This is a genomic window from Synergistota bacterium (assembly GCA_021159885.1).
Lineage (GTDB): Bacteria > Synergistota > GBS-1 > GBS-1 > GBS-1 > AUK310.
Genome location: JAGHDO010000067.1, coordinates 1 through 14,491, shown reverse-complemented (window position 1 = coordinate 14,491; position 14,491 = coordinate 1). Strand labels below are relative to the sequence as shown.

The following is a 14,491-nucleotide window of genomic DNA, read 5'->3' as shown; positions in this document are numbered from 1 at the left end:
AAATGTTTAAAATGGAGGCGAGGAGAGATGTCCTTCAGAAAGGGAGCATGCCTCCCGCTGGTGCTTTTTCTGGTGTTGGGGACCTTGTTAGCCGGCTGTGGGACTTCCTCGAGGGAAGCTTCCTTAAATGAGTTTTCGCTTTCTGACCTGTCTATGGTAAGCAATACCATAGAGGTAAATTACCCTTTTCAGATTTGCTTCACCTTGACCGCTGAGAGGGATGCAGAAAACGTAGCGATAAGCTTTTATCTTACAAAGAAAACGGGTGAAGAAGACATAGTTGAAGAGGATACATATCCCCTTGGAGGGTATGTAATCCCGCATGTTAGCGCAGGAAGCGATACTTATACCGTTCTTCTTTCAGGAGTTATGTGGGATAGTGGTATATCTCCTGGAAGATACTATATTATGGCTTGCGTAGATCCCTTAAAAAGGTTTTCGGAGTCAGATAGATCCGATAATGTAGCTTGGACATCCGATATGGTCAACGTTGGGACTCAATATGTTAACACACCAGATCTTGTAGCAAAAAAGCTTTATCTTGATAGTGATTATGTGTCGTTGTATGAGCATCAGTATAACGTTTGTGTTGAGGATGGCGTTAGAGAGGGATATATAAGTGGTACGCTCATTGTTAGTTCCATTGGCGCAGGAGCAGAGGACGTTCCAATTAGAGCTTACATCGAGACCTCAAAAGGAGAGGAAGAAATAATGCTATGGGATTCGAAGAGTCAAAGTTACCATTATGGCTTAATAATACCCGTTATACACAGGGATGAGGATGTTAGCGTTCCTTTCGATGCATTTATTCCTTCCGATGTGCTTGATGATATAGAGAATGACATTGAACTGGCTGGGAAAAGTACTTTCCCTCTCATTTTTAAAGTGAACTCGGATGGTGCTATAGAGGAACATGAGGAACCTTATAATTTACCAGGCGTAGATAATAACATTATCAAGAAAAACGTTTCCATATTTAAAGGATTCGCATGTGTTGATGCCAGGGGTAAGGACGCTAATTCAATATTGTGGGAAAAGAGCTTCCACAAGGGCTTTGATAGCAAATATTTTGGGGCGAGTGTAAGCTTTAGCGGTAAATTTGCAGCGGATGAAAATGGCGTTAGCGTAAATGCTTCTGCAAGCTTGCCTGTTAGGGTTTTTGGTTATTCTACGGAGTTTCTTGGTTTTGATGGTGCTTCCTTCTTAACACCTTTATCTTCTAAAGATTGTACGCTGGATGTGAATCTTGTTTTCTCGGGTGATACCATTTATCAGATTCATAAGAATGGCTTAATAGAGTGGGATAAGGATTTCAGCGTATCTGAGGGATTTGAGATAAAGGATGTAATATGGGTATCGGTAATACCGGTTAAACTTAAGATGAAGGCTTATGGTGAGATAGGTTTTGACCTGAACGTTTCTATAAACGTGGGAGAAAATGGGGGAGATCTTAAATCCTGTCAGGTTCCGTTAGCTAACGTGGACACAGAAGCTTCGGCAAGCGTGGATTTGATTGCCGTTGAGGCTGGTATTACTGGACATATTACTATTTTTGGTGGAAAGTTTATATCTGATAGCAGTGCTTCATTGTCCTTGGCATCGGGACGAATTGAGAAAGTTAGTATGGAAGGTGACTTAAGCGAGAAGCTTTCTTATGATATTACTGGTCCATCAGGATATCTCGAAATTTGGGTTAAATATCCTAAAACCTGTTGGAAATGGCATATAATACCTTATCCCTGTGGGCACGAAGAACGCTCTAAGACGCTCGTGAGATGGGATACCTTCTCGAAAAAAGATACGATTTTCGATGAACAGCGTCATATAGATATAAAGCGCGGACGTGATCGAGAATGAAATCGCATCGACTTATATGGATTATAATACTTGTACTTGCAGGGATAGTGGGGATATCGATTTCGTTCTCTGGAAAGAGCAAAATTCCTCGAGGTCCCTTTATTAAGTGGACCGTCGGTTCAAGAGAAGCTTACAGATTTAAACTTGAGAGCTTTGTAAGTGTGAATCTTTTCCCTCAAAGAGAGGGAAAAAGCTTTATTTCTCAAAGGGTTGGAGGTGTTCTTAACTTTAGGGTTTTAAGGATAAAGGGTAATAAGGTTCATACACTCTTTCAGATTAGCCCTGTTTTCTATTTTGCTTATGGAATTCGCTTTCGAGGAGCTGAAAATGCGCTTTCCGTGCCATTTGAGGTTATCTTCTCCAAGGAAGGAAGAGTCCTTGAAGCGTTTTTCCCCAAGGGGATGAGAAAAAGTGAAAAAGGACTCCTTCTGGAAATCGTGAAATCTATGGAAGTTGTCGTCCCTTCTCAGGCCAGTAGGAGCTGGGAAACTGTTGAGGTTCATGAGACTGGAAGGTACAGGGCTAAGTATACCGCAAGTTTTTTTGAGGGAGGCGTGAAGATAAGTAAGGAGAAACTTGTCTATCTTACCTCGAGACCAGAGGGTAGCAAAATAAAGGTTATAGGTTCGAAATACTCAGTTGTTATTGGAAAAGAAAAGAGTTGGATAAAAGAACTCGTAGGGAAGGAAAAGCTAATTCTCTTCTATAAAGGAAGCAAATTTATGGAGTCCTCCTTCAAGGTAAAAGCTGAGCTTCTTAATGAATTACCTCGCTCTGATCTCCCGATATGGAAGGTGGACTCGGCTCAAGAACTATTGAAATCGTTTAAGGTTAGGTTTTCGGAATCTGAGTCTACCAGCTCCTGTTCATGCTCTTCTGAGGAGGAACGGAAAAGCGCTCCTCTTAAATTGAATCTTAAGGGAAAAGTTTCGGTACGGCAATTATTATCCGTGCTAAGATCTAATCCTGAATTTATGAGAAGGATACCTGCTATTCTGAAATCTCGTAATCTCATTAGTGATGAGGCTTCCGCGAAGCTGATTTATGCTCTGAGAGTGATTGATACTCTGGAAGCGCAGAGGATCCTCGTTTCTATAGCTACGGATTTAACTCAATCTCATGTCAATATTTTAAGAGCTGTGATTGCCATGGGTGGGCTCAAAAATCCGACTGATGCTACCATAGCCTCTTTATGGGAACTCGTAGAGGAGAGGGGAAATGAAGATCAAGATGATATTTCGAATACTGCTCTTTTATCTATTGGTATAATAGGTAGAACTCTGAGGGAGAAAAAGGATCCAAGATATCCTCGGTTGAGAAGCGAGATTTGCAGGTCTCTTGAAAACGCTGAAGCTCAGGGAGATAACGATTTTCTTATCGCGGGAATAAAAGCTGTGGGAAACACGCGAGATCTCTATTTTGTCAATCTTATCATAAGATTGATGAAAAGTGAAGATTCAGGTGTAAGGGGAGCGTGTGCTTATGCTTTAACGAACCTGAAATCTCAGAAGTCTACTGAGCTTCTTTTAAACATCTTGGAAGGAGAAAAGAGTTCCTATGTTAGACTTAGAGCGGTGGAGGGGCTATCTATACGAAAGCCCAGCCGTAAAATTGTATCTGCTTTTGAGAAAGCTGCGTTAAGAGAAAAAAATCCAATCGTGCGGTATAAAATCGTTAAGTATCTTGCTGAATCTGTAAAGGATTTCCCGAGGGTAAGGAGTTTTCTTAAAGAGCTTGTTAAAAGCTCAATTGATAGAAAAACTGCCCAGCTTATTTACCACGTATTGGGGAAATGGGATGCTTCTCACAAAGCTCGGTAAATATAAGATTATCTCTTGGCTTGGCGGAGGAGGATTTGGAGACGTATATCTTGCGGAAGATACCTTATTGGGTAAAAGATTTGCCCTTAAGGTATCTCGCATTCGTGAAAAAGAGCTGCGCTTCCTAAAACAGGAAGCACAGCTTCTGGCGTCTCTTGATCACCCTAACATTGTTCGCTTCTATAACCTTGATCTTATAGAGGGGAAGCTCGTTCTCGTTATGGAGTATGTTGAGGGGGAGTCCTTAAGGGCGGTTCTTGAAAAGAAGGGTAGAATAGAGCTTGATGAGGCGGTGGGAATATTCCCGCCTGTTCTCGATGCTCTCGCGTATGCTCACTCCAAGAGATTGGTTCACAGAGATATAAAGCCGGAGAATATTCTGATATCTGGTGAGGGAAGAGTCAAGCTCGTTGACTTCGGACTGGGGATTTTTCTAAGAAAGAGCGGTCTTAAGGCAACGCTTGCTGGAACGCCTGTATATATGCCTCCAGAGGCCTGGAATGGGGTTTTTCTCCCCAGTGGGGATCTTTACTCACTTGGGGTTGTAATCTATGAGGCACTAACTGGTCGTAATCCTTTCGATGGAGAGACCCTCGAGGAGATAAGAAGAAAGGTTTTTGAGGAAGAGGTAAAATCCCTGAAGTTTTATCTTCCTTCTGCTCCAGATAGATTAAATCATGTTTTAAGAAAAGCGCTTTCGAGGGTCCCCGAGGAGAGATATCTTGAAGCCTCTACTTTTAAGAGCGAGCTTTTGGAGGCTTTCAGCGTTGGCAAGCTTCACAAGCTTCATAGGATTTCTCAAGTTCTCCCTAAGGGGGCTTCAAAGAGCGAGCTTGAACTTACGCCTGCTCAAAAAAATGTCGTTTTTTCAACTGAAGAGAGGATCTTGCTTGTGGGCGGTGCCGGTACAGGAAAAACTACCACCCTTCTTTATAGGCTTTATAGAAAACTGAGGGAGGGGGAAGATCCGCTAAGCTTTCTCGTTATGTCATTTACAAGAAGAGCAGTGAGCGATTTTAAGGAGAGGCTTGCTCTCCTTCTTGGAAGAGATGTTAGAGAAATGTGGATAGACACGTTTCATGGGGCTTTTTACAAACTTCTTAAAAGAGAAGCTGAGAGATTCGGATTCTCACCGGATTTTTCACTTATATCGTCTTCGCTTCCCCTTTTTAAGGAAATAGCTGTTGATATGCCCTCATCTGCCGTTGAAAGAATGTTAAATGAGATCTCCTTTTTAAGGGTTAGCATAATTTCTCCTAAGGAGTTTTTAAAGGAAGCTCGCTCTCCCTGGCAAAAGAAAGTAGCCGAGCTGTATGAAAAGCTTGTAAAGCTTAAGAGAGAAAAGGATGTCATGGATTTCGATGATATTCTCTTTTACGGTGTAAAGCTCCTTCAGGAGCCCGATCTTAGGGCCCTTTATTCGAAGAGATTTAAGCATATATTCGTGGATGAGCTCCAAGATCTTAATGAAGCGCAGTATCGCCTGATAAAGCTTTTAGCATCACCTGAAACGGAGCTGTTTTTAACGGGTGATAGCGATCAATCGATATATTCCTGGCGGGGTGCTGTCCAAGGCATAATCGAGAGAGCTGAGAGGGAGCTTGACCTTAAGAGATTTAACCTGACTCACAGCTTTAGGTTACCAAGAAGCGTGCTTAAGGTAGCGGTTTCACTTATGTCCCACGCAGGTAGAGATTTATCAAATCTTGTTAGTTTAAAGGGGGAGGGTAATGTTGAGCTTTATATAGCGAGAGACGAGTTAGATGAAGCGAGATTCGTGGTTAATACCATCAGGGAGCTAAGTGGGAAAAAGTCCCTTTCCTCCATGGCGATTCTTTACAGACACAACGTTCAGTCGAGAATATTTGAGGATCTCTTGAGCAAAGCTCAGATCCCTTATGAGGTTCTCGGTGCACTCCGGTTCTATGAAAGAGATGAGGTTAAGAGGTTTATTTCCTACCTTAGGGGAATTTGGGGGAAGGATCTTGAGTTGATCTCGGACTTTTTCCACTGGATTCTTAACCTTAAGGGCAAGAAGCTTGAGATCAGAGGGGATGAAATAGCTCTGCGGGAGGAGAACTTTAGGAACAGGAAAAAGGCGGAGAGGCTACTTTCATTTTTGAGGGAGGCTTTAGGTGAGGAGCGTTTCGGTTTAGAAGAGTTATTGAGAATTCCCGTAGAGATATCCGGACTATTGGGGAGAAAAGGACGAAGATGGGAAACCTTTAAGGAGGGATATTTTGAGCTCCTTAAGCTCGCTTCTTCCTTTCAAGGCAGTGGCATTGGGGAGTTTTTAAACCATATTTCGCTGATGGAGGAGATGGGTATAAGAAAGAAGAGCGATGCTGTTAAGCTTTTGACCTTTCATTCTGCAAAGGGACTTGAGTTCGATACCGTTTTTATTACAGGACTTGTGGAAGGGAAAATCCCTCCTGTGAGGAGTTTAGCACGCCTTGAAGAGCTTGAAGAGGAGAGGAGGCTTCTTTTCGTGGGTATAACGAGGACGACCGATACTTTGTATCTGTGCTATCCTAAGCGCGTTGAGGGTAGAGCTTCTGAACCTTCCAGGTTTTTATTGGAGTTGCTTGGCATGTTATAATAGAGTGGAAAGCCTTTAAGATGGGAGGGGAGAAGATTATGGAGGAGCTTCAGCTTGTTGTTTTTAAGCTTGGTAAGGAGGAATACGGCGTTGACATAGCGAAGGTGCAGGAGATAGTTAGAATTCAGGAGATAACTCATATTCCGCAAGCGCCTCCGTTCGTTGAGGGAATAGTTAATTTAAGGGGGCAGATAATTCCAATAATAGATCTTAAGAAGCGGTTCAATCTGGAATGCAAGGAGGAAACCGAAAAGGAGAAAAGAGTTATCGTGGTGAACATAAGTGGACAGATAATAGGAATCGTTGTTGATAATGTATCGGAGATAATAAGGATATCTAAGGAGAAGGTTGAACCGCCTCCTCCTATAGTTGCTGGCATAGAGTCTGAATACATAGATGGGGTTGGAAAGCTTGATAAGAGGCTTATAATTCTATTGAATATCGAGAAGATATTAACGGAGAAGGAAAAGGAGGAGATAAAGGAGCTTAGCGTTTCTTAAGGATAGGAAAGAAGGTGAGCTTTTTTGAGTAAGCTCATAAGGAAGAGCATTTTTGACCTCCTACCGGGGGATGTTATAGGGGAAGACATCTTCGGGGGAGGAGGAACTCGGGTTTTTCTCGTTCCTGCAAAGATGAAGGTATCGAGCTGGGAGGAGTGTGAGGCTTTAAAGCTCAAGCTTCAGGAATTTGGTGTAAGCGAAATTATGGTCGAGGCGATTGGTAAAGAGGAGGGCGCGGAGGCGCCCTTTATTAATGAGATCAGAGAGAAGATAACGCGGATATTTCCCGTTATAAGCGAGGAAACGAGAAGACAGGCTTTGAGCGTGATCAAGAGTATAGCTGACACTGGAAAAGTCGATAAAAAGGAAATAGACGAAGCGGTCGATAGAATGGTTCATGAGGTTATCGAGAAAAGGGATGTTATGGTGAGTTTATATGCCCTTAGACGCTATGATGACTACACGTTTGTTCACTCCGTTAATGTCTCGATGCTTGCCATATTCTTGGGATTGGATTTTGGTTATGATGCGGATGAGCTTAGGGTCCTTGGAAGAGGAGCTCTTCTTCACGATATAGGTAAGATGAAGGTCCCGAATGAAATCATAAATAAGCCAGGCAAGCTTGACCCAGCGGAGCTCGAGAGAATAAGAAAACATCCGCTTTATGGTATCGAGATGGCTCTCTCCATTGGAGAGAGCGAGAAGGATGTATTAGCTATAATAGGTCAGCATCATGAATGGTTTTCGGGGAGGGGATATCCTTGGGGGCTTAAGGGGGAGGAAATCCATCCCATGGCGAGGATAGTCGCTGTTGTAGATGTCTTCGATGCGCTAACAACCGAGAGATCTTACAAACCAAAGATGCTTGCTTATGATGCGGTAAGCAGAATTCTTCACGAAGGTCCCATTCACTTCGACCCTACGGTTTTAAGAAGCTTTGTTAACAGGTTTTCGATATATCCTGTGGGAAGCTTGGTAAGACTGAGCGATGGGAAAATAGGAGTCGTTTCTAAACCTAATCGTCTCTATCCCGTTAGGCCTGTGGTTAAGATTCTTTATGATGAGTATGGCAAGGAAGTGGACGAACCATATGAAATAGATCTGCTTAAGTCCGAGCTCTTTATTGAGGAGGTTCTTGATGATCTGTCCAAGAGTCTATTCTATAAGGAGGAAGTCGATCTTTCTCGCTAAGGGATCGGATCTGACCACCTGGACTTTAACGCGATCTCCCATTCTATAAATCCTTCTCGAACTTGCCCCTATTATCATGAAGTTTTCCTCGGAGACTATATATCTGTCCTTTGGCATCAGGTCTAACGGAACGAAACCTTCAACTCCATTATCAAGCTCAACGAATATCCCTTGTGGTATGACACCACTTATAACTCCCTCGAATATCTCTCCGAGCTTCTTTCTCATATAGAGACACTTTCTGAATTTCTTTTCCTCTTCTTCTATCTCATCTGCCTCGAGCTCTCTTTTAGTAGAATTCAGTGCCGCCTCTGGCAGGAAAAGTGAAAGCTGATATTGCCTCTGAGGATGGAGGTATCCCCTCTCAAGGAACTCGGCCAGTATCCTGTGAATGACGAGATCGGGGTATCTTCTTATAGGAGATGTAAAGTGTGTATAACAACGCGATGCTAAGCCAAAGTGCCCAAGGTTTTCCACATCATATCTCGCTCTCGCAAGTGATCTTAAAAGAAGCGTTGAAATAATTCTTTCTTCCGGTTTTCCCTTGACCTCCTCGAGCAGCGCTTGAAGATGCTTTGGCTTTATCTCTCCTCTTATTTTAAGCGTATACCCAAAAAGCTTAACGAATCTGGATAGCTCTCTGATCTTTTCAGGATCTGGCTCCTCATGAACTCTATATATAAAGGGAAGTAGCCTATAAGAGGCGAATTCAGCCACGCATTCATTTGCGAGTATCATGAACTCCTCTATTATTTTTTCCGCTATACCTCTTTCATAACTTATTATCTCTTTGACTTCGCTTTTCTCTCCGAGAACTACCTTAATCTCCTTGAAATTAAAGTCCAGAGCTCCTTTAGAGAGCCTTTTTCTTCTTAATATTAAGGCTAACTCTCTCATTAAATTTAGCTCTTTCCCTAAGCTTAGGTAGGGTTCCTTTCTTTCTCCTTCGAAGAAAGCATTAGCCCCTTCATAGGTTAGCCGTGCCCGGGATCTTATGATGCTTTTGTATAACTCATAGTTTAGAACTTTGCCATTTGGATCTATTTTTATGATTATGCTGAAGCTTAATCTGTCCTTTCCCTCTATTAGACTGCAGAGATTGTTCGAGAGCCTGAAGGGTAGCATAGGTATAACCCTGTCTGTTATGTAGACGCTACACCCTCGCTTAAACGCTTCCTTGTCAAGCCTGCTTCCTTCCTTAACATAGTATCCAACGTCCGCTATGTGAACTCCCAGTATGTAGTTGCCTTCTTCATCCTTTTCTATTGAAACGGCGTCGTCAAAATCTCTTGCATCTTCGCCATCAATGGTAACGGTAATTTTATCTCTAAAGTCCTTTCTTTTCTCGATTTCATTTGGGGGTATACTCTCAGGCAGGGATTCTGCTTCCCTTTCTACCTCTTCTGGGAACTCGAGTGGAACGCCGTGGGATAGCAAGATACTTAGAATTTCGGTTTCTGTTTCTCCTGCTTTTCCAAGAATGCGGATTATCCTACCTATGGCTCCCTGCGCTCCTCGGGGGAAGGCAGTTATCTCAACGAGAGCTTTATATCCATTTTTCACATCTTTTGTGAGATTTTTCTTAGGAATCAATATGGGATCTTTTAAGGAAGGGTCATCTGGAATGAGAAGGGCAAACGCTGAATAAAGCTCTAACCTTCCTATTACTCTGTTTCGCGCTCTTTCTATAACCTTGATTACCTCTCCGTAGGTTCCTCTACCCTTTCTCTTTTTGGTTTTTATAAAGACCCTGTCTCCACTCATTGCTCCGTTTATAGCATCAGGAGGGATGAAAATTTCCTCTCCCATATCTGTTTTTAAAAACGCAAAACCACGAGGATGTATCTTTATCCGCCCGGGAACGAGCTTGGCTCTCGATGCGAGCATTACTCTTCCCCTCGGGTCTATGTAGATTTTTCCTTCTCTCTCGAGCTCCCTTAAGCTTTCTTTAAGCTTTTTAAGACTTTCGCCCCCTTCGAGAAGGTCCTCCATTTTCATAGGTTTAGAGGCTCTTGAAAGTGCTTTTAGAATTCTTCTCTTCATAGCTTTATATCTTTGCTCCTTAAGGCGAGATATGCCTCCCACGCCGATCCCTCTGGGAGTATTTCCTCGTTTAGGACAAAGTTTGGACTATGCAATCCTACTTTGCCTCCAACGCCGATAAAGCTGAAGCACGAGGGAATAACTTTTGTGAAGAAGCTGAAATCCTCTCCTCCCATGGAGGGGTGCTTAAGCTCTATCGTTCTTTTATTACCCCAGAACTCCCTTGCGATGTTAATGACTTCCTCGGTGAGCCTTGGGTGATTGTAAGTTATAGGGTATAGCTTTTTATATATCAGTTCTCCACTACCACCATAAGCCCGTGGAATGCCTTCTGCAATTGCTCGCAGTCTCTCGACGATGAGGTCTCTCGTCTTCTCGTCAGTAGCTCTCACCGTTCCATGAAGCTCTGCACTTTTAGGAATGATGTTTTCAGCGGTTCCTGCTATTACCTTTCCTATGGTTATCACTGCGCTTACTTGAGGACTTACGCTTCTTGATACTATGTGATGAATTGCTGATATGACCTCGCCGAGAATGGGTATTGGATCTATTGCATCGTCCGGATTTGCAGCATGTCCACCCTTCCCACGTATTCTAAGTGTGAATCTATCGCTTATGGATGTTATGGCTTCCTTTCTCGTCGCGAAGACCCCATAGGGGAGAAACACAGGCCAAATATGATGTCCGAACAAGAAGTCTATCTTGTATTTCTTAAGTAATCCTTCTTCAAGCATTCTTTTCGCACCTGCTTTTCCCTCCTCCGCAGGTTGGAAAAGGAGGATGATTTCTCCACAGATCCTGTCCTTAAGGAGTGAGAGTATCTTTCCCGCTCCAAGGAGCATAGCCATGTGAGCATCATGTCCGCATGCGTGCATTACTTCGTCGATCTTCGATTTAAATTCTAAGTCTGTTTCCTCCTTTATTGGCAGAGCGTCCATATCGGCTCTTAAGGCTCTTGTTGGGCCGTCTTTTTCTCCCCTTATTCTGCCTATAACTCCTGTTTTTGCAATTCCCGCTTCGACCTCATATCCCCAACTTTCGAGGAGCTCAGCTATTCTGGAAGATGTCCTAAATTCCTCGAAGCCAAGCTCAGGATAAGCATGAAATTCCCTACGGAGGGAGATTATCTCATTTCTTATTGATAGAGCTATCTTTCTCGCTTCCTCAGGTGTTAACATAAAATCACCTCTTTTATTCCCATTCTATTGTAGCCGGGGGCTTAGATGTTATATCGTATACCACCCGCGTTATTTCCCTTACTTCGCGCGTTATTCTATTTGATATTCTTTCAAGGAGATTATGGGGTAGCTTAACCCAGTCTGCTGTCATGCCATCTTCGCTTTCTACCACTCTTATTGCTATGGTGTATCCGTAGCTTCTTTCATCTCCCATGACTCCAACGCTTCTAATAGGTAGGAGTACTGCGAAAGCTTGCCATACCTTGTCATACCATCCGCTTGTAATAAACTCCTCCTGGACGATTCTGTCTGCTTTTCTCAGTATTCTAAGCTTTTCCTCAGTTATCTCTCCAAGAATTCGAACTGCAAGGCCCGGACCTGGGAAAGGATGCCTTTTTATAACTTTTTCGGGTATACCAAGGGCTCTTCCGAGGTTTCTAACCTCGTCCTTAAAAAGCTCTCTTAGCGGTTCTAAAAGCCCAAAGCGGAGCTTCTCTGGCAATCCTCCAACGTTATGATGGCTTTTTATTCTCGCGGCTCCTTTGCCTCCGCTTCCGCTTTCTATTACATCGGGATACAGCGTTCCCTGAAGCAGGTACCTTACATTTCCGAGTTTAGACGCTGTTTCTTCAAAAACGCTTATAAACTCATGGCCTATAATTTTTCTCTTTTCCTCGGGGTCTGTAATTCCTTTGAGCCTTTTTAAGAATCTATCGCTTGCATCAACATATATTAAATTGAAACCTCTGCTTTCGAAGAAATTTCTAACTTCTTCTGCTTCTTTCTCTCTTAAGAGCCCATTGTTAACGAAAACGGCTATGAGCCTATCTCCTATGGCTTTCTTTACAAGGGTAGCTGCAACGGTAGAGTCTACTCCGCCACTTAGTGCGCATAGAACCTTTTCCTCCCCTACCTTCTGGGCCATCTCCGGGATCATTCTCTTGAGGAAGTTTTCCATATTCCAGTTTTTCTCAGCTTCACACACCTTGGTTATGAAATTGTCGAGAATCCTTTTTCCATGATCCGTGTGTATTACTTCGGGGTGAAATTGAAGACAGTAGATCTTTCGCTTTCGATCTTCCATAGCAGCTATTTTTACCCCCTCACCGGAGGCTATTATCTCGAATCCAGGGGGTGGAGAGATTACGCTGTCTCCATGACTCATCCAAACGAAGCTCTCTTCAGGAACTCCATCAAATAGAGGGGAATTTCCCCTTATCTTTATCTTGGTTCTCCCATACTCTCTCTCTTTTTGAGATTCCAGCTTACCTCCAAGCATCTTAGCGATGATCTGCATTCCATAGCAGATGCCAAGTAGCGGGATACCGCTTCTTAAAATTCTCAGATCTGGTGTAGGTGGATTTGGTGCTAAGACGCTTGCTGGCCCACCAGAGAGAATTAATCCCTTGGGCTTCTTTAAAAGGATCTCATCCGCTTTCTTATCCCAAGGTAGAATCTCTGAGTATACGCCCAGCTCTCTTATTCTTCTCGCTATGAGCTTCGTATATTGAGACCCGAAATCCAGGATCAATATCATCTTCTATCTAAACCCCCTCAAGGTAAGATACATGCTTCCTCCCGCAATCAGGTTCATTTCTCCACTTATCATGGCTCCACTATCCAGCGCGTATGTTCCTTTAGCCCAGGTTATTCCGCCTCCTTGAAGCGTTATTACTACCTTGGTTTGATCTCTATATGCGACGTACTCTCTGAGACTAAGGATTCTATCCTCATCAAGGATCATTCCCGTCTGGAGCGTTCTTAGAAGTTGAGGATTGTGCCAGTATCCGCTTACATAGTATAAAACTTTGCGTCCCATTGGATTATTTTGATCTATGATCGTTGCGCGGATGAGCTTTCCTTGAACGGAATCTATCCTTACCGTCATTGATCCACCGGGCATCGGAGTTCCCATGACTCCAAAGGTTATCGCATAAGTTAGGCTCCTGCCAGGTTGTATCCATCCTGGAGGCGGATAGTAAACCCACGCAGGGGTTTTTCCCCAAGCATAATTGAAGTATATCATGATATTTTGACTTGCTGAATTTGCCTCTCTCATCTTTTCTGTAAAGCTCTTTATAAGGCCACTCGATGAGTCGTAAACAGCTTTTAGGCTGTAGCCATGATCTGGTTGATCTATGGTTATTATTCCGGGTCGGATCTTTATTCCCAAATCGGGTCTGTTTAGATTCTTGACATAGGCTGGGTTTATCCAAAAGTCGCAAGCTCCGCCGAGAAGCATGGTTTCGACTATGGGAGGCGAGGTATGGTTTGGAGAGTAAAGCGTTAAAGTGGCTACTGCTTGATATGGGTTTAATACATCTAATATATAAAGCCTTGTCATGCATGTGGTTCCCGTGTTTTTTAAAAGCGTGTGTGTTGATCTTGCAGCATTATAGTATAGCTTTAAACCGGGCTTAACGAAAGATGGCAAGGGCATTTTAAACGAGCTTAAGGGGGACGCAAAGGATATAATGGGCGCAAGAATGAAGCTTAGAGAAACCGCCAAAGCCAATAATTTCAAGCCTTTCATCGCGCTTTAATACCTCCTTTATTTATGCTTCTTTCCCTTCATTATATCATAGCTAAATGGTATAATGTTTCTTAAAGGGGGACGGGTGAGCTTGAAAGCTAAAGCCATCTTTCGTGCTCTCATAGTGCTTGGTCTTATTGGCGTTGCCCTCATTTCCTTATTTGTATATCGGGAGAGCCTCTCAAATGCGATAGAGTTTATATCTCGTGAGAATCGTCCTAAGGTAGAGCTTGCGAGCCGTATGTTTAGATCTATCCTTCATAGGAGGGTAGAGAAGCTGAAGGTTATTGCTTCTTCAATTGAAAGATGGCCTAACCTCTTCACTATTAGAGCTCTCTTTAGGCGCTTTTACACTGAAAGCGGGGGAAATTGCTTTCTCGCGGTAGAATGGGTTGATTCTGAAGGCCATATCATAGAGGGGTATCCTCCTGAGCATACTCCTTATGGTTTTTTTTACGGAAGAAACAAGACCAGCTGGAATTACTTTCTCAGAGTTAAGAGGGCAAAAAATGTGGTTATCTCTGGCTCAATAAGGCTTTTTGAGGGGGAGCTTGGTTTATCTCTTGCCTATCCGGTTAGAAGTGGAAGCAGATTTATCGGAGCGGTTATCATGATCTTAAGCTATGACAGGTATATTGGTCCACGTGTTTTCGGAAAGGGCAGGTTTATACTTGTGGATGCCGATAATGGCAAAATTGTCTATGCTCCTGAGTTTCCAGGGTTATCTGAGAGGAAATTTAAGGAGATCGTTAAGGCTGATATTCCCAAAG

General features: G+C 43.1%; 10 protein-coding genes. 6 read left to right on the top strand and 4 right to left on the bottom strand.

Annotated features, from left to right (window positions below; genetic code table 11):
• The first annotated feature begins 27 nt into the window (after window positions 1-27).
• From J7M13_06300 to J7M13_06280, 5 genes are read left to right on the top strand one after another with little or no spacing between them, the layout of a single operon-like run.
• Window positions 28-1,857, top strand: coding sequence for a hypothetical protein (locus J7M13_06300; protein MCD6363591.1), 1,830 nt, complete (start codon window positions 28-30; stop codon window positions 1,855-1,857).
• Entirely contained in the window at window positions 1,854-3,677 is a 1,824-nt protein-coding gene (locus tag J7M13_06295) for a HEAT repeat domain-containing protein (GenBank protein ID MCD6363590.1), read from the top strand. The genes J7M13_06300 and J7M13_06295 overlap by 4 nt, the downstream gene beginning before the upstream one ends.
• Window positions 3,655-6,276, top strand: coding sequence for a UvrD-helicase domain-containing protein (locus J7M13_06290; GenBank protein ID MCD6363589.1), 2,622 nt, complete (start codon window positions 3,655-3,657; stop codon window positions 6,274-6,276). Before J7M13_06295 ends, J7M13_06290 begins: the two co-directional genes overlap by 23 nt.
• Before the next feature lie 20 nt (window positions 6,277-6,296).
• Window positions 6,297-6,776 carry a purine-binding chemotaxis protein CheW gene (locus tag J7M13_06285; protein MCD6363588.1) on the top strand — a complete coding sequence of 160 codons (480 nt, stop codon included), beginning with the start codon at window positions 6,297-6,299 and terminating at the stop codon, window positions 6,774-6,776.
• A gap of 24 nt (window positions 6,777-6,800) precedes the next feature.
• A complete protein-coding gene (locus J7M13_06280; protein ID MCD6363587.1) occupies window positions 6,801-7,967 on the top strand; it encodes an HD-GYP domain-containing protein in 1,167 nt (388 codons plus the stop codon).
• On the opposite strand, the gene rnr is transcribed toward J7M13_06280, so the two are convergent.
• From rnr to J7M13_06260, 4 genes are read right to left on the bottom strand one after another with little or no spacing between them, the layout of a single operon-like run.
• Window positions 7,932-10,052 (bottom strand): ribonuclease R, encoded by a 2,121-nt coding sequence (gene rnr, locus J7M13_06275; protein ID MCD6363586.1) that lies wholly within the window; start codon window positions 10,050-10,052, stop codon window positions 7,932-7,934. The genes J7M13_06280 and rnr overlap by 36 nt on opposite strands.
• Entirely contained in the window at window positions 10,007-11,188 is a 1,182-nt protein-coding gene (locus J7M13_06270) for an amidohydrolase (protein ID MCD6363585.1), read from the bottom strand. Before J7M13_06270 ends, rnr begins: the two co-directional genes overlap by 46 nt.
• Window positions 11,189-11,201: 13 nt before the next feature.
• Entirely contained in the window at window positions 11,202-12,725 is a 1,524-nt protein-coding gene (gene guaA / locus J7M13_06265) for a glutamine-hydrolyzing GMP synthase (protein MCD6363584.1), read from the bottom strand.
• A gap of 3 nt (window positions 12,726-12,728) precedes the next feature.
• Window positions 12,729-13,721 carry a hypothetical protein gene (locus tag J7M13_06260; protein MCD6363583.1) on the bottom strand — a complete coding sequence of 331 codons (993 nt, stop codon included), beginning with the start codon at window positions 13,719-13,721 and terminating at the stop codon, window positions 12,729-12,731.
• Window positions 13,722-13,812: 91 nt separating this feature from the next.
• Here J7M13_06260 and J7M13_06255 point away from each other — a divergent pair.
• The coding region (locus J7M13_06255) for a cache domain-containing protein (GenBank protein ID MCD6363582.1) at window positions 13,813-14,491 on the top strand (679 nt) is incomplete at its 3' end.